16 protein-coding genes are annotated in these 16,170 nt (G+C 53.1%); 10 read left to right on the top strand and 6 right to left on the bottom strand.

Annotation, left to right across the window (positions count from 1 at the left end; translation table 11 throughout):
* From FD30_RS04945 to FD30_RS04965, 5 genes are all read left to right on the top strand, one after another.
* A partial coding sequence (locus tag FD30_RS04945) for a hypothetical protein (RefSeq protein WP_162255430.1) occupies window positions 1-441 on the top strand: 441 nt, incomplete at its 5' end.
* Between the two features lie 149 nt (window positions 442-590).
* Window positions 591-1,295 (top strand): glucosamine-6-phosphate deaminase, encoded by a 705-nt coding sequence (locus FD30_RS04950; protein ID WP_024747708.1) that lies wholly within the window; start codon window positions 591-593, stop codon window positions 1,293-1,295.
* 101 nt (window positions 1,296-1,396) lie between these two features.
* Window positions 1,397-2,842, top strand: coding sequence for a glycoside hydrolase family 73 protein (locus FD30_RS04955; RefSeq protein WP_056944132.1), 1,446 nt, complete (start codon window positions 1,397-1,399; stop codon window positions 2,840-2,842).
* A 176-nt stretch (window positions 2,843-3,018) separates the two neighbouring features.
* The gene (locus FD30_RS04960; protein ID WP_056944133.1) at window positions 3,019-4,104 is read left to right on the top strand and encodes an ABC transporter ATP-binding protein; all 1,086 of its coding nucleotides are present in this window, start codon (window positions 3,019-3,021) and stop codon (window positions 4,102-4,104) included.
* Window positions 4,105-5,096: 992 nt separating this feature from the next.
* Complete coding sequence (locus FD30_RS04965; protein ID WP_024747711.1) at window positions 5,097-5,405, top strand: hypothetical protein; 309 nt, start codon at window positions 5,097-5,099, stop codon at window positions 5,403-5,405.
* A gap of 64 nt (window positions 5,406-5,469) precedes the next feature.
* Here FD30_RS04965 and ppx read toward each other — a convergent pair whose 3' ends face one another.
* The 4 genes from ppx to FD30_RS04985 all read right to left on the bottom strand — a co-directional run bounded on the left by ppx (window position 5,470) and on the right by FD30_RS04985 (window position 10,998).
* On the bottom strand, window positions 5,470-6,414 hold the full coding sequence (gene ppx, locus FD30_RS04970) for an exopolyphosphatase (protein ID WP_056944134.1): 945 nt from the start codon (window positions 6,412-6,414) through the stop codon (window positions 5,470-5,472).
* Window positions 6,411-8,573: an RNA degradosome polyphosphate kinase gene (locus FD30_RS04975; RefSeq protein WP_371862368.1), complete on the bottom strand. Its 2,163-nt coding sequence runs from the start codon at window positions 8,571-8,573 to the stop codon at window positions 6,411-6,413. Before FD30_RS04975 ends, ppx begins: the two co-directional genes overlap by 4 nt.
* A gap of 2 nt (window positions 8,574-8,575) precedes the next feature.
* Window positions 8,576-10,105: an HD domain-containing protein gene (locus FD30_RS04980; protein ID WP_056944136.1), complete on the bottom strand. Its 1,530-nt coding sequence runs from the start codon at window positions 10,103-10,105 to the stop codon at window positions 8,576-8,578.
* Between the two features lie 71 nt (window positions 10,106-10,176).
* Window positions 10,177-10,998 carry a LicD family protein gene (locus tag FD30_RS04985; protein WP_056944137.1) on the bottom strand — a complete coding sequence of 274 codons (822 nt, stop codon included), beginning with the start codon at window positions 10,996-10,998 and terminating at the stop codon, window positions 10,177-10,179.
* A 216-nt stretch (window positions 10,999-11,214) separates the two neighbouring features.
* Between FD30_RS04985 and FD30_RS04990 the strand changes: the two genes are divergently transcribed.
* Window positions 11,215-11,658 (top strand): MarR family winged helix-turn-helix transcriptional regulator, encoded by a 444-nt coding sequence (locus FD30_RS04990; protein WP_024747716.1) that lies wholly within the window; start codon window positions 11,215-11,217, stop codon window positions 11,656-11,658.
* A 54-nt stretch (window positions 11,659-11,712) separates the two neighbouring features.
* Window positions 11,713-11,889: a hypothetical protein gene (locus FD30_RS11675; protein ID WP_170206910.1), complete on the top strand. Its 177-nt coding sequence runs from the start codon at window positions 11,713-11,715 to the stop codon at window positions 11,887-11,889.
* A 57-nt stretch (window positions 11,890-11,946) separates the two neighbouring features.
* Here the strand turns inward: FD30_RS11675 and FD30_RS04995 are convergent, their stop codons facing one another.
* Complete coding sequence (locus tag FD30_RS04995) at window positions 11,947-12,399, bottom strand: OsmC family protein (protein WP_034545728.1); 453 nt, start codon at window positions 12,397-12,399, stop codon at window positions 11,947-11,949.
* A 386-nt stretch (window positions 12,400-12,785) separates the two neighbouring features.
* On the opposite strand from FD30_RS04995, the gene FD30_RS05000 reads away from it, so the two are divergent.
* On the top strand, window positions 12,786-12,965 hold the full coding sequence (locus tag FD30_RS05000) for a hypothetical protein (RefSeq protein WP_024747718.1): 180 nt from the start codon (window positions 12,786-12,788) through the stop codon (window positions 12,963-12,965).
* Window positions 12,966-13,416: 451 nt separating this feature from the next.
* Here FD30_RS05000 and FD30_RS05005 read toward each other — a convergent pair whose 3' ends face one another.
* Complete coding sequence (locus tag FD30_RS05005) at window positions 13,417-13,788, bottom strand: DUF1304 domain-containing protein (RefSeq protein ID WP_024747719.1); 372 nt, start codon at window positions 13,786-13,788, stop codon at window positions 13,417-13,419.
* A gap of 216 nt (window positions 13,789-14,004) precedes the next feature.
* Between FD30_RS05005 and FD30_RS05010 the strand changes: the two genes are divergently transcribed.
* Complete coding sequence (locus tag FD30_RS05010; protein WP_024747720.1) at window positions 14,005-14,502, top strand: alcohol dehydrogenase; 498 nt, start codon at window positions 14,005-14,007, stop codon at window positions 14,500-14,502.
* A gap of 176 nt (window positions 14,503-14,678) precedes the next feature.
* Window positions 14,679-16,061: a class II fumarate hydratase gene (locus FD30_RS05015; protein WP_056944138.1), complete on the top strand. Its 1,383-nt coding sequence runs from the start codon at window positions 14,679-14,681 to the stop codon at window positions 16,059-16,061.
* The last annotated feature ends 109 nt before the right edge of the window (window positions 16,062-16,170 follow it).

Genomic DNA, 16,170 nt, shown 5'->3' on the forward strand with positions numbered 1-16,170 from the left:
TACACCACGACCCCCACGAACTTACGGGGAGATTGGATTACGCCGTTGAACGGGGGCCAGCAGGTACAGCGGATCATCGTGACCAAGTATACGGTCATGGGGGTCGTGCAGAACCAGCAAGGCAAGGTGCTGAAGGCTTGGCGCGTGAACGGTAAGTTATTTTTGAGCAAGAAGAGTAAGAAGACCCAACTCTACGTCTCCAAGAAGACTGCGGCGGGGTACCGGACGATTGGGGCCCGAAAGGTCAAGAGCCAGCGGTTCAAGCTAAAGGTTGGTAAGACGTTCCTGGACTTCCCAACGTTGAGACGTCCCGCAACGGCGAAGACTGACGTTCAGACTTACTTTAAGACCGCGGATTTGCCGGCCATTCAGAAGGCGGTCGCCGATGCGAAGGCCCAGTTGGCGGCTCAGGAAGCGGCCCAGCAGGCAACTCAAGCCTGAGACTATAGTAAAAATGATGACTAACCAGAGCCCTAGTGGCTCTTTTTGGTATGGGCGAAATTCTTGCAAAATTGGTCTAGAGCGTTTATAATTGGGCTATACCATTGAGAAGAGAAGGAGTTTTGATGATGCAACAAGTTAAGCAGAATATCCACGTTCAAGTTGTTCGTGATCAAACGGCCGGGGGATTAGCCGGATTCAAAGTCTTTCAGGATGCACTGGAGCATGGCGCGCAAGTTCTAGGCCTAGCCACGGGGAGTACGCCCGTCACGATTTATGATGAGTTAACCGCGAGTGAGCTGGACTTTAGCCACTTAACGTCGATTAACTTGGATGAATACGTGGGGTTACCGGCGACCCATCCGCAAAGTTACCATTACTTCATGCAAGAACACCTCTTCAACGCGAAGCCGTTCGCCCATTCTTTTGTGCCGGACGGGATGAACCCCAACGCCGAAGACGAGACCCAACTCTACGAGGCCTTGATCAAGGCCAACCCAATCGACTTACAACTTTTGGGCTTGGGACAAAACGGGCACATCGGGTTTAACGAACCCGGCACAGCGCCAGATTCTATCACCCACAAGGTCGCATTGACGGCTTCCACGATTGCGGCCAACGCCCGGTTCTTTGAGAACCAGGACGAAGTACCCCGTTACGCCTACTCGATGGGGATTGGGACCATCTTAAAGGCCAAGCAGATTTTGATCGTTGCTTATGGCGCTGCCAAGGCGGATGCTGTGGCGGCGATGCTCCAAGGCCCCGTAACGCCTGATGTACCGGCCAGCTACCTGCAAACGCATCCCAACGTCCACGTGATTTTGGATCAAGCTGCAGCTAGCAAGTTGAACTAACCAGCCCTAAAAACTGGCATCTGAACTAAAGTTTTCTCCCGCCAATTAACCGAATTATGGTATTCTTGACCTGAAACGATTTTAAGGGGGAAACCGGTATCATGATGCGAACAAAACGATGGCTGATCACTGCACTGGTAGTAAGTGCGGGTGTCGGCAGTGCGGTAGGGTTGACGAGTCATGCGGCGACAACCACGAACCCACAGAACTTTATTTCCTCATTGAAGAGCCCCGTGCAGACGGTGGCCAATCAATACAAACTTTATCCGTCGGTCATGATGGCTCAAGCGGCGTTGGAAAGCGGCTGGGGAACCAGTCAGCTGACGCTGCAAGCCAATAACTACTTTGGTATCAAAGGGAGTTATAATGGCCAATCGGTCACCATGCAGACGTCCGAATACGACGCAAACGGGCAACTGTACTATACGGATGCCAACTTCCGGAAATATCCCAACGCCAAGGCGTCCATGACCGATAACGCGAAGTTGTTACGGAACGGGACCAGTTATAATTCGACCATTTATAGTGGCACTTGGCGTGAGAACGCGGCAACCTATGCCGATGCGGCCAATGCGTTGACCAATACTTACGCCACGGCGCCGACCTATGGTGCAAGTCTGATTGCGTTGATTACGCAATATAATCTGAACAGTCTAGACGGCGATGCGGCAGCCAGCAGCTCGAGTTCTAGCACCAGTTCCAGTTCGAATTCGAGTGATGGCAACAGTGTCACGCCTCAGCCCGTTTATGCCCAAGCGAAGTATCATGGTGCCACGGGCAATCAGATGGGCCGGTTAGGGACCAAGTATCGCAGCTACCGACTGTACAACCACATCAAGGGTACCCGGGCTAAGGTCACCAAGACGGCCTGGACTAAGGTTCACGCCTACGTGGGCCAACCCGTCTACTTTGACATGCGGGGCGTTAAGCAGAACCCGGAGACGGATAAGAAGACCACTTGGTACCGTGTGCGGTTCAGTACCAGTAAATCCGCGAAAAAGTACTGGGTCTACACCAAGGCCTTAACCCTGCCTAAGGTGACTTACACCAGCGGCCAAGCCAAGGTCAAGCTGAGTGCGACGGCCAAGGGAAGCTATTACGACCACGTCTATAATTCGGCGTACCTGGCCAAGTCGCAGGGGAGTCTTAAGGACCTTGCCAACCAGACCTATACGGCGGATAATCAGGCGGTCAAGACCCAAGATGGCGTCGCAAGTACCTGGTACCGAATCAAGGTCGGCGACAAGAAGTACTGGGTCGCATCGGCCACCCAAAAAGTTAGTCCTGATTACGACTACGCGGCCTATACGGCGGCGAGTGGGACTAAGAAGCTGGGGAAGAAGTTTGCCAAGTACCACCCGTACAACCATGTTAAGAAGACCCACTTTGATCAGGTGCAGCTGAAATGGCCGGCTAAGGCTAAGGTGGGCACCAAGGTGACGGTCAATCAGAAGGCCACCAAGCCTAAGTATCAGACGACTTGGTACCGAATTCAATTTAAAGGTGATTCGACCAACTACTGGGTTGACGCTAAGGCGTTAAGCTAAGTAGGGGGTAAAATGGCGACGCGAGGGCGGCGCCATTTTTAGTTGGCTTAAAGAAAACCCTAAGTCGTGGGTCAGCCTTTCCGTTTACCCGGTTTTTCTGGTATAATACTACAGATTAAGTCCCGTACCTTTGGGACCGGGAAACATTAAAAAAATGCGTTAGGAAGTTTAATTCAATGGATAATGCCTACAAAATTAAAGTCCAAAATGTGACGAAGGAATACGACCTGTACAAGAGTCAGTCCGAAAAACTCCGTTCATTTTTCTCGTTGAGCAACACGAAGGTGCCGCATTTCTGGTCCCTAATGGGAATCTCACTGGAGGTCAAGTCCGGTGAGACCTTGGGCCTGATTGGGGTCAACGGTTCCGGGAAGTCGACGCTGTCGAACATCATTTCCGGAATCATCCCGCAGACCACTGGGGTCGTGGATGTTCGGGGCGATACCTCGATCATCGCGATTGGGGCCGGCTTACGGGGAAACCTGACGGGGTTGGAGAACATTCGGTTAAAAGCACTGATGCAGGGGCTGACCAATCCCGAGATTGATGCGTTGATGGACGACATCGTCTCCTTTGCGGATATTGGTGATTTCTTGTATCAACCAGTCAAGAGTTACTCCTCCGGGATGAAGTCCCGGTTGGGCTTCTCGATTGCGGTTCATGTGAACCCGGACATCTTGATCATTGATGAAGCCCTGTCTGTGGGGGATGACACCTTCTACCAGAAGTGTGTCGATAAGATTGCGGAATTCAAGGAAGAGGGCAAGACCATCGTCTTCGTCAGTCACTCCCTGAAGCAGATTGAAATCTTATGTGACCGGGTAGCCTGGATCCACTATGGGACCCTGAAGGAAATTGGCGAGACCAAAACCGTGGTCAAGCACTACCGGGCCTTCACCAAGTGGTTCAAGGCACAGACCAAGAAGGAAAAGAAGCAGTTCCAGCGGCAGATGAAGGAGAACCAGAAGGCCTTCGACATTGACGCCTACCAGAAGCAGGTCACGGAAGAACGGCAACAGGCCGAACCGGACCAGGTCAACGTGGCGGCGACCGTTAAGAAGGAATTCTACGGGTCGGTGATTAGCGAAAAGATGAGCCTGGGGAACCGGATTCTGACCACGGTGGTGGGCATCGTGTTTGTCCTGGCTTGCCTGGTGAACGTTTCAGGCCATACGTTGGGCGACGTGGTGCAGAATCCCGGGAGTTTAATTCATCCCGAAACGGTGCTACATGACCCTAACGCCACGAATTCAGTTAAATAATGAGAAAATTATTAGAAAATAGATAGATTTCTATCATTTTTAATGGTATGGTTAACTTACCATTTAATGATCCGCTGTAGTGAATTGAACCCCATGAGGTTGACTACAGAGACTATCTCTCATTTGGTTACAAGGTTACAACACTAAATGGTGACGACCGTCGGGTGGCTCCCGGCGGTCTTTTTTGGTTAGTGGCGTCTATCCGCCTTACCGGGTGCCCAGACAGGGCTGGAACGCCGTGGGCACCACTTCGAGCCAAAGAGCGGTCTCGAAGCTGGGCCTTATTCTAAGTCGGCTGAGGAACGCCAACTAAGAATAATTTCACGGCTGAGCCCTGTCTGGGCACCCTCACGGCTTACAATTGAGCATAACTGGTAGTTAGGTGCTGACCACGAGGTTCTGTTGGTCGTGGGGCCTAGTCGGTGAGAGTGGTGTTAACCGAGCCATTTTCTTGGCATAAGTTAAGACATAGTTTTAAGCTTCGTGGTCGTACAAGGCTTGAAGTCGTGCCTAGTGTTGTGGCCTTATCGGCGACCGGTAAGGCGACTATCCTAGCGTCCATATTAGGACCATTTCGCGTTTTCCAAAAAAATTTTCAATAGGATGGTCGGCTAAATCAGGGGAGGACTAGAAATGGGTGAAAACGGGAGACCCCTTGGGCGACTAGCGTTGGCGGCTAATCAGTTGGCTAAAAAATGATTTAGCGGACCGGTTATTTGCAGAAATAATTGCGAAAAAACCAAACTTTTTCGCGAAAGGTGTTGACAGCGCTTACAATTATAGGTATATTAGTACTCGTAAGGTATTAATAATTACCTTCTAATCAATTCTCTTTCTCTCTTATGCCGACCACTGCCATTCCCTGGTAGTGGTTTTGTTTTGCCCAAAATGGGGCACTCACGTTGACCGGTAAGACGAACGCAACATTCCGGTTAACGGGGTGTGGGGGATGTGCTATGATTTAGATAACGCGAACTAGGAGGGAACCGGCATTGAAGAGTCACGAAACGTTTACCTTAATTGAAGAGATTACCCGACTAGACGGGACTAAGTACATGGAAATCAGTAACATGGTGCAGAACGGTCGGGCGGAGTTGGCCGCCGAACGGGGGCTGATCAAGGAAGTGCGCATCTTGCAGCTGAACATCGCGCACACACCGCACGTTCAAGCGTACGAGGACTACGTGAATGAGCATTACACCATGCCCGACGAAGACTTCACCGAGTTCCAAGAATGGGAGAAGCCTAAGGAACAACAAGAAGAAGTGGCCGCCATCTTACATGAAAACCATATTGGGTAAGTAGCCAACGTAAAAGAAGCACAACGACTGTGAGGTCGCTGTGCTTCTTTTATTTTGGGAAAGACTATCCCTGTTTAGTTTCAACCATTTCAAGCTGGTTAAGGTAGTCGTGGAGAATACCGTCGCGGAGTCCGGCGTTGGAGAAGGTGATCTGCTGAGAATCGAGCAGACGCATCAGGAGGATCACGGGAATCAGTCCCCCGATAATGATGTCAGCCCGCTCCTTAGAGAGCCCAGGGACCTTCTTACGGCCCGCTAGGTCTAATCCCAGCAGGTTGGTCAGGGTGGCGTAGCAGTCCGCCGCTGTGAGCTTATAGCCGTGAACGTCTTCCACGTTAAGGAAGTTCTTCTTCCGGCGGTTGATCTTCGCGAGCGTCCGGTTTGCGCCACCTAGCCCGATGATGGGCAGGTTAGTGGCTTCACGTAACCACCAGATATCGTTGAAGACGTTGTTGACGAAGGTCATGGCGCTAAAGAGTGAGTCGGCCGCGACCTTATCGCTTTCCAGGTAGTTTTGTGAGAGGGTGACTGAGCCCAGTGGAATGGAGACCACGTGCTTAAGTTGTTGGTTCTGGACCAAGACCAGCTCGGACGACCCACCGCCAGTGTCGACAATCAAACCATTGACCATGGGCAGGGTATTGACCACGCCTAGGTAGTCGTAGCGGGCTTCGGCAGCCCCGGAGATCACGGTCAGGGTCAAGTCGAGTTCCTCCTTGACGCGCTTTAAGAACGCCTTTTGGTTCTTAGCCTGACGGACCGCTGCCGTGGCGACCGCGATGATTTTGCGGTTCTTTAACGGGTCGTAGATGGCTTTGAATTCGGTCAGGGCGTCCATGGTCCGATCGATAGCCGCTGCTTGGAGGACCTTTTCGGTACCCATGTTTTCGGATAAACGCACGTAACGTTTAAGTTCGTGGACCGTCTTAAAATGCCCGTGAGCGTCGATTTCGGTTACCGTCATTCGGACGGAATTAGACCCCAGATCAATGACGACCAGATTCTTCATGCGTGTGGCCCCCGATCTTGGGTGGGCTTCGCTTGGTTCTTAGGACTTAGCATGGGGTGAAATTGGTGCGGCGTTCCCGGTAAATGACCGGTCGACATGTGTTGGGCGTGATTCTTTTGTTCGGCTTGACGCATGAACGTTTCTTGGGCGTTCAACGGTTCTAAGCCCCGCCGGTCGATACGGGTAAAGGTCCGGTCGGCTTGTAAGACCCGCGTCTTGACGTTATCGTGCCACATGGTGGTGAAGATATCGAAAGCGTGTTGCCGGAGAGCTTCGTTAAGAATCGGGAAGAGCAGTTCGACCCGGCGGTTCAGGTTCCGGGTCATCAGGTCGGCGCTGGCCAGGTACAGTTGCTCATCGCCGCCATTGGCGAAGGCGTAGATTCGGCTGTGTTCCAGGTACTGGCCCACGATGGAGTGGACCGTGATGTTCTCACTAATGCCCGGAATCCCCACGTTGAGGCAGCAGATTCCCCGGACGATGAGTCGGAGCTTCACACCGGCGTGCGAGGCCTCGTACATCTTAGCGATCATGGCGGAGTCGGATAAGGAGTTCATCTTCATCTCCGCCCAGGCTTCCTTGCCGGCCTTAGCGTTGGCGATTTCTTGGTCCAGCTTAGCGTTAATGAATTCCCGGATCCCGTCCGGTGAGATGTGCAACTGGTGGAAGTACGGTGGTTCCGAGTAGCCCGACAGCATGTTGAAGATGTTCGAAGCGTCGACCCCCATGTCGGTGTTGGTGGTCAATAAGCCCATGTCGGTGTAGAAATGAGCGGTCACGTCGTTGTAGTTCCCAGTTCCCATGTGCATGTAGCGCCGAATCCCGTCCGGTTCGCGCCGAACGATCAGGGTCAGCTTACAGTGGGTCTTCAGGCCAATCAGACCATAGATGACGTGACAGCCCATCTTTTCGAGCTGTTGAGCCCAGTGAACGTTGTTTTCTTCGTCGAACCGGGCTTTGACTTCGACCAGTACGGTGACCTGTTTGCCGTTCTGAGCGGCTTGTCCCAGGGACTTGATGATGGGCGAGTTCGCGGAGACCCGGTAGAGGGTCATCTTGATGGCTAAGACTTCGTCGTCTAGGGAAGCCTGCCGAATCAATTCGGTCACGGCATCGAAGGAATCGTAAGGGTGTTGCATGATGATGTCGTGGTCGCGAATCGTGGCGAAGACGTCATCTTCCCGTCCCATTCCAGGTACTGGAGCGCCCTTAAAGGCCGGGAACTTCTGGTCGTCGTGACCACTGATCTGCTTGGTCCACTTACTAAGGAAGGTCAGGTCGATTGGCCCACCGATGCTGTAAACGGCGTAGGCCGGGACCTTGATGGCCGTGGTCAGGCGCTTGAGCAACGGTGCGGAGATGCCACTCTCGACTTCTAGCCGAACGGCGCCCCCGTGTTCCCGCTTTTTGAGCTGGTGTTCCACTTCCTTCAACAGGTCGGAAGTGTCTTCTTCGGCCACGTCTAGGTCCATGTCCCGGATGACCCGGTAGTTAGCGGTCTCTTGGACCTTGTAGCCCATGAAGAGGTTGCCGATGAACGTCTTGATGATGTCTTCTAGCATCACGAATTCATTGTCGGCACCCGGTAAGCGGACGGTCCGCGGGAAGATCTCGGGGACCTGGACCGTGGCAAAACGCTTGTCGTGCTTGTCACCGCTCTTGTGTAGCCGCAGGGCGATGTTGAGGGTGTTGTTGCCGATGAACGGGAACGGACGAGAACTGTCGACGGCCATGGGGGTGATGGTTGGTGAAATCTCGTTATTAAAGTAGTTTTCGATAAAGGCGTGCTGCTTGTCCGTGAGCTGGTCGATCGGTTTGAGGTGCACGTTTAAGTTGGCCAGTAAGGGTAGTAACATCCGCGTTAAGGTCGAGTATTGCTTGATGACCTGGTCGTGGGCCTTGGCGTTGACGGCGAGCAGTTGTTCCTCCGCCGTCATTCCTGAAGCGTCGGGCTTAGGGTAGTTGACGGCGGCGAGTTTCGCTAGTGACGCGACCCGGACCATGAAGAATTCGTCAACGTTACTCTGCGTGATGCCCAGGAACCGGACCCGTTCCAGGAGTGGGTTGGCCTTATTCCGGGCTTCTTCTAAGACCCGGGCGTTGAAGTCGAGCCAGCTGAGTTCCCGGTTAGTAAAGTTTTGGGGATCGTTAAAGTTGATGGTCATTTATGTAACCTCCTTTGTTTAAATACGGGTTGTAAGCCAAAGACGTCGGTGAAGAAGTCGGCCTTGTAGTTGAAGGCCCACCGGACTAATGAAAGGTCGTCGTCACTAAAGGCGGTGATGACCACCTGCGTGGGTTGAACGGACACGGAGATCCGCGCAATGGTTTGCTGGTGAGCGTCGTCGAGAGCGTCGGCGACCCGCAGAATGGCGGCCAACTTTGCAATTCGCAGGCGTTCGTCCGCGCTGAGTTGCCGGAAACGGGCCAGTTCACCGCCCGGGGTCCGCGAACTATGGTAGCGGGAGACCGCGGCGATAATCTGCATTTCTTGGTTCGTCAGTCCTAACAGCTCCGATTGCTTGAGGATGTAGTCGGAGTGCAGGTAGTGCTCGTGGGTGTCGATGAAGCCACCGATGTCGTGAACGATGGCGGCGACGTGCAGGAGTAACCGGTCTCGAGCACTTAAGTGGTGCAGGGCCTTGAGCTGATCGAAAAGGTGTAACGTGAACTTCTCGACTAAGGCCATGTGCTGGGGTTCGACCCGGTAGCGGGCCGCCAGAGCGTGGGCGGCGTCGATAATCTGGTCGTTGAAGTCCTTCTTGAGGTAGCCGGCGTCGATCGCCGTTTCCGTGGTCAGGCCATCTAAGACGTTGAGACTGACCAAGTGAATCTGGTCGGCGTGGACCGTCGCGAATAACTTCTGAAGCAACAGGACTTCCGGTAAGACTAAGCCCACGGTATCTTCGTTCAACTGGAGCCGTTCCATCAGGTACTGGTCAGAAGCGTTTAAGGCCTCGTCGGTAAAGTCGTGGAACTGTTGTAACGTCAGGGAACAACTGGTCTTGCCCCGCGGGATGAAGTAGTTGTTCAGCGGCGTGGCCCCGATTAAGATGACCTGGTTATTGACCTGTTGTAACTCGTCGGGCACGAACCGGTAGAAATCGTCGACTTTACTGTTGATGTAATCGTCCAGTACGGCGATGGGGTTCGGGGCGGTCGCCCGCAGGTTCTGTAAGACTTCCTTGATCCGCGTCGGCCCCAGCTTCATGTTGTGGGAAGCCAGCAGGCGGGCGTGGTGGAAGAAGGAGAACGTGGTGCTCCCGGAGTTCAGGCCAATGATGGCGGTGTGGTGCTTGACCAGCTTCTTATAAGCGGGAAACTTCAGCGCGATGGCCTCGTTGAGGACGAAGGATTCCCGTCCTAGTGAGATCCACCGTAAGCGTAGTCCCGTGCGTACGTAAAGTTGGTCGGCGATGAAGTCGGCGTTGGGCGCCGAGGAGAGGGCCTGGGAGCCCCAGACCTGGTAGCGGGTCACGCCGTAGTCCTTGATGACTTGAAGGAAACCTCGTAAGGCCTCTGCGGCGTCCGCCACGGTCTGTAGTTCGATGTCTTCGTGGTTATAGATGTTCTCCCCGATGGCCACGGTCGAGGTGACGTGCTCGACTTGCTGGCCGGTTTTGAGATTGACAATGGATAGTTCCATGCTGGTCACGTTGACCAGGATAGCGCCAAAATAGGTGTCAGCCATAGTTTCATCTACTTTCTATATAGAGTACTGGGTATTGGTCGTGAAAATCTGTGGAAAAGATGGCCTCGAGGTTATTGGGTGAAGACCTGATTATCCATGATCAGCTTTTCCAAGTGTTTCTCGGTGCGTTGGCCCTTAGGCGGGAGGGCTTGATAGTCGCCGTACATATTGGTTAAAATCGTAGCATAATCGGCGGGAACCTGAACGGATAGGCGCTCAAAGGGGACCGTGGTTAGCTCGCTGACCTGCTTAAGCGAAAAGACTTCTTTATTGTAGCTGTACTGTGAAGCGAGGTTCTTAACTTGGGTCAGCTCAGAACGATCTTGATACTTGGTCATTAGTGCATCCCGTTCCAACTTCAGGGCGTGCACGTCGGCGAGCTGGTCCGCGTCTAAGGACGGTTGGAGCTTTTGCAGTGGCGTGCTGACCAGGTGGTACCGCAACTGGAGTAGAATCCGGGTGTTCAGCCATTGAAACTTGGCCAGTTGTTCGCGTTGTAAGGTCGTCTCCGTGGGAATCCGGTCAAGGGGGAAGATATCGATGAACACGCCTTTACGGGCGCTATTCACGTTGTTCTTCTCCTCAATGTAGGTCCGCCGGTCGAGCAACTTGGCGTAGCTGAGGCCGTAATAGGGGTCGGTAGTCGGTGTCTGTAGGAAGTACGCGCTGTGGGCCAACCGGACGGGTGCGGCCGCGAGGAATTGATCGTAGTCGGGTCGCAACAGCCCCACGTCGACATCGTCGTCCCAGGGGATGAATCCCTGGTGGCGAATGGCGCCTAATAGGGAACCACCCATTAGAAAGTAGGGCAGGTTCAGCTCCCGACAAAGGGTGGTGAATTGGTCCAAGTTGCCTAACTCGACTTGGTGTATCCGATCGATTAAACTGGGCATGATAAGATCCTTTCTAAGTCCCTAACCCCAATAAGGTGGTAAAGTTATCCAAGTAGCAAAATAGGTTAACCACTAATTGATTTTAATGTTAGGGATGCCTTTCTTTTATTTTACCAAATTCGTGCCGGGATGGGGCGTTCGCGCGAAAAAACTGGTATTTAATGAGCGTAAATGCTAAGATAAAAATCGTATTTTGAGAATTGTAGGTGGGGTAGTATGGCCGAATCAGCGCAACCTTTGTTGGACGCTTTTATCGACGTCTACATGAACTCGTTGAAGTACTTGGATGAGTTCGTTTCGGAGCCAGCTAAAGAGTTTCATCTGTCATTTGAACAGTATCTGATTCTGCGAGAGATCACCAAGCACCGTAACGTGACGTTAATGGATATTGCCAGTCAGCGTCAGGTTACGCGGAGTGCAATTTCGCGGCAGATTAAAGTGTTGTTACGTCAGGGGTATTTACGTCAGCAGCCCGATGAGAACGATCGTCGCCGGCTGTATCTTTTGGCGACTCCAGCGGGCATTGAGGCCGAGCGGGTGATCCGGCAACGCATCAGCCGACGCTTCCAGGGATGGGTCGACGTCTACGGCGAAGACCGCGCCCGGGAGATCCTCAAGTTCATCCAGGACTTCAGCCAGGTGACCCGCCTGAAAAAATAGCGTCATCGAGAACCTAGGGGGGCACCCACTAGGTAGAGAAGGAGATTGAAGTCAATGAGCAAAAAGCGCATGAGTGACGAAGAGGCCAAGCGCTGGCGCAAGATTGTCTTCATGGACGACGACCAGGGAGAAAAGCGGCCAGAGCGTCGAGCCCATTCGTACGTCTACGGTGAAGGGGCACAATCGTCATCGTGGTGGCAACGGCTCAAGCGGCGGTTGTCACGACGATAAGCAAAATGGACACGACCGAGCGAATCACAGATTCGTCAGGGTGGTGTCCATTTTTAGTTACGCTTTTGCCACCGGTTCGACGGGGGTAAAGTCATCGACTAATTTCACCACCACGTTCTCACTGCCGCCTAAGAGCTTAGCGACGGGACAGCGACTTTCTGCTAAGGTGACCATGGCTTCGGCCGTCTGGCGATCAACGCCGGGCAGGCGAATCTCGGCCGTTACGTAGAATTGGAAGCCCCGCCGGTCACGGGCCATCTCGACGATGGTGTGAACCTGTGAGGTGTGCGGCAGGTCACGCCGCTTCTCAATAGCTTCTAAAGTGGCGTTCAGACAAGTGCTGAGCGCCAAGCCCACGAACTGTTCGGGGTTGGCCCCCGGTGCCGCGGATAACGGCGTACTGGTCTTGACGTCCAGGCCCCCGGGGACGTACGATCGGCTTTCAAGGCCGTCGTCGTTATTGGCAACGGTCCGGTATAGGGGTGGGAACTTTTCTCGGTCAATTGGCATCGCTTGCATCTCCTTTGTGATCTACTTTTAGGGTACGCTGGTTAGGGGCAAAACTCAATCAATTTGCCGCCAAATGATAAGGCTTCCAACTGAAGTGGACCATTACTAAATAATCGGATGATTAAACCGCTTATCGGGTGATACAACTAGCATGCAACTGCTTGCATCGACACCTATACCAATTTTAGGTAAACCGGTATAAACTGACGGGGTTACGGGGATGCCGAAACCTAATCGCTGTTAGATTGGGGATTGACGGGGAATCGCAAACTATGTAAATGTTTTGTAATAAATATCAAAAAAGGGTAGACCGCTTGAAGAAATGCGCTTATAATGAATCCAGACAAGCAGTAGAACACTGGCGCAAGTAATTTAGGGGGAGCCATATGTTAGAAAACAAGCTGTCAGACGAAAAACGTCAATTTGAAATGCTCACTTGGCGCGCCCAAAAACATGGCGCCCAGGTCGTTGCCGAAGAACAAATGCGGAAGTTCACGGCAACCATCGAAGAGCAAGAGGCCATCTTGGTGGCAGCGCGATCACGGCGCGCCACGGTGGTTAGTTAAGTCGGTGTGGATGCAGTCGGTTTGAAGACAGAATGTTAGGTAGTCGGTTGGGGTCATGTTAGAGTGCTGGTATAAGGGGACGATGACATGAAACATCCTGGGATGTACTATCTGTGTTACGCAGCGGGTGGACTTTTTGTCGCTGTGATGCTGGTGGCCGTTTACCATTTAGCGATGGTATGGGCTACGGCCAGCAGTATGTAACGGATCAATGACGAAGTGGGGTGGCTTGCTAGTAAGCCACCCCATTTTTGGGTATAAAAAAAGCTAGTTACGTTTGAACGCAACCAGCAGAATAGAAGTATGTGTACGGTCTAAGATGGTGTTAATAATGGCAAAATCGCTAATTAACTCCTCCAATAATCATAAACCGCTGCAGGCTCTCACCTGAATATGTAAGTTCATTATAACGTGCGAACCGCAGCCTGTAAACCCAATTTTAAAGAAATGTTTAAAGCTCAAAAATAAGTAAAACGAGTAACGTCACGAGTGCTGGGCATCCTTGTAGCCAAAAAATTTCGTGTTTCGCGGTCAAACTGCCGAAGAGGGCCACGACTACGATGAACAGGAGTAACAACGCAATGGCTAAGTGCTGGGGCTGACCGGCCAATAGCCACAGGTTACCTAAAAGGGCTAGGCCCAACATGCCGTTGTAGATTCCTTGGTTAGCCAGGGCAATCCGGGCGTGTGGTTGTTGGACGAAGCGCAGGGGCATACCGAAAACCTTGGCTTGGCGTTCGGGCTGCCCCCAGATTTCGAGGGCCATGATGCCCAGATGTTCCAGGGCGACTAGGATGGTTAGGACGGTGAAGAGGAGATCCATGAGGAATGCCTTCTTTCTAGATGATTGTCATGATAGGATAAACCGTAACTGCTAATTATAAATAATCTTAAAAATAGTTGCTAGATTTAAGCTAACTTTTAGCTTAGCGTGTAAAATTGTATTATAAAGATATTTATTGCAGGTGCGCTCGAAGATTTAGTCGCATCAATCGCAGAAAATCAAGCTTTCTGAAAGATATGAATGGAGGAATGACTGATGAGACTCCTAGACTTGAGTGGACAACAATTCGGCAGACTAACGGTTATTAAACGGGACGGCACAGCCAAGAACGGAAACGCGACTTGGTTATGCAAGTGCAGTTGCGGCCAGTTGGTCACGGTCGACAGTTATCGGCTACGCCACGGCATTACGGTGAGTTGCGGGTGTTACCGCCGCGACATCAGTAAAGCCCGGTTGACCAAGGACCCCCGGACCCGCAAGCAGATTGGGAACGCCACGAACCTCCCCTTAGTGGATGGCTCGAACGTGGCTGCCCGGACTAAGCTGAGTTCTCGGAACATTTCCGGCGTCATCGGTGTCAGCTTCGACAAGCGCTCAGGAAAGTGGGCCGCACGTTTATTCTACCACGGGCACTACCTCCTGAACCAAACGTTTAGTGACTTTTACGACGCGGTGGATGCTCGTAAGGCGGCCGAACAACAGCTGGCTAAGACCCAGGGCGCCACGGTCAACGCTTCCGCTGAAGGCGAATAAAGTGCCCGGAGCGTCACCAGAACGACCAGTAAAATAGAAGCCAAGCGAAGCCGGTCAGCGATGACCGGCTTTTTTGGGCACTGGGGGAGGAGAGGCCTACTTTTGCTGGCGTGAGAGTTGACGCTGGCCCGTTAAGATGGGTAAGCTGACCTTAGAGAATTCTGAAGGGATTGATGATGGTGCAGTACCGAGAAGAAGCAGATACTTTAGGAACGGTCAAAGTTCCCGCAACGGCGTTATGGGGACCGCAAACGGAACGGAGCCGCCACAACTTTACCACGGGACCGTTGATGCCGTTGCCCGTGATTCGGGCGTTGTTACAGATCAAGCGCGCCGCCGCGTTGGCCAACCGTGACTTGGGTGAGTTAGCGGAGGCCAAAGCCCAGCTGATCGTACAAGCGACGGATACCTTATTGGCGTTGCCGGATTCCCAACTTCGCGGGGACTTTCCGTTGCACGTCTACCAGACAGGTTCGGGGACCCAGACCAACATGAACGTTAACGAGGTCATCGCTCATCAGGCTCTGAAGCTGGATCCGACCGGTGAGTTACAGCCCAACGACGACGTTAACCACGGGCAGAGTTCCAACGACACCTTTCCCACGGCCATGGCCATTACGGCGCGCGAGGCCGTGCACACGGTGGTCGGCGCGGTCCGCCACTTGGTCGCGGAGTTGACTCAGAAGCAACACGCGTACTGGCGGGTGGTCAAGATTGGCCGAACGCACCTGCAGGACGCGACGCCGTTGACGGTGGGCCAGGAGATCAGCGGTTGGGTCAGCACGTTGCAGCATGACCTGACTTACTTGGAAGCCCTCGACCAGACGCTGCTGGAACTTCCGATTGGGGGAACGGCCGTGGGAACGGGATTGAATGCGGCCCCCGGATTTGCGGAGGAGGTCAGCGACCATTTAAGCGCAGCTTACCAGGAACCCTTTACCGCTAAGACCAATAAGTTCTTTGGCCTCGCGGCGCATTCGGGGTTAAACGTGGTCCACGGGGCACTGAAGACCTTGGCCAGCGACTTGCTGAAGATTGCTAATGACATTCGCTTCTTGGCCAGCGGTCCGCGGGCGGGCTACCATGAGTTCCAGATTCCGGCGAACGAACCGGGGTCGTCAATCATGCCGGGGAAGGTCAACCCCACGCAAGCGGAGGCCCTGACCATGGCGGCGACCCGGGTCATGGGTAATGACGTGACCCTCACGATTGCGGCGTCGCAGGGGAACTTCGAGATGAACGTCTATAAGCCCGTGATTATTGCGACGTTCCTGGAATCCGCCGACCTCTTGACCGGCACTATCATGGGGTTCGCGGACAAGATGGTCCACGGGCTGACCATTGATCAAGCGCGGATGACGCAGTTAGTCGACCAGTCGTTGATGACGGTCACGGCCCTCTCGCCGCACATCGGGTACCATGCGAGTGCGGCCATCGCCCAGCTGGCCGACCGTGAGGGACTGACGTTGCGTGCCGCCGCCCTTAAGTCGGGGAAGGTGACTGCTGAGCAGTTCGCAGCGTGGGTCGACCCGTTGAAGATGACGGGCATCGACCAGTAAGTTAGGCATTAGGCCGTAAAAATCTGAAAACAGCTAAAAGAAGCTCTGTAAAACTTGCTATAGTCCCCTTAAGGTTGACAGATGAAAAACTATAATTCATCTATCAATT

It is taken from the genome of Levilactobacillus namurensis DSM 19117 (assembly GCF_001434785.1).
Taxonomy (GTDB): Bacteria; Bacillota; Bacilli; order Lactobacillales; family Lactobacillaceae; genus Levilactobacillus; species Levilactobacillus namurensis.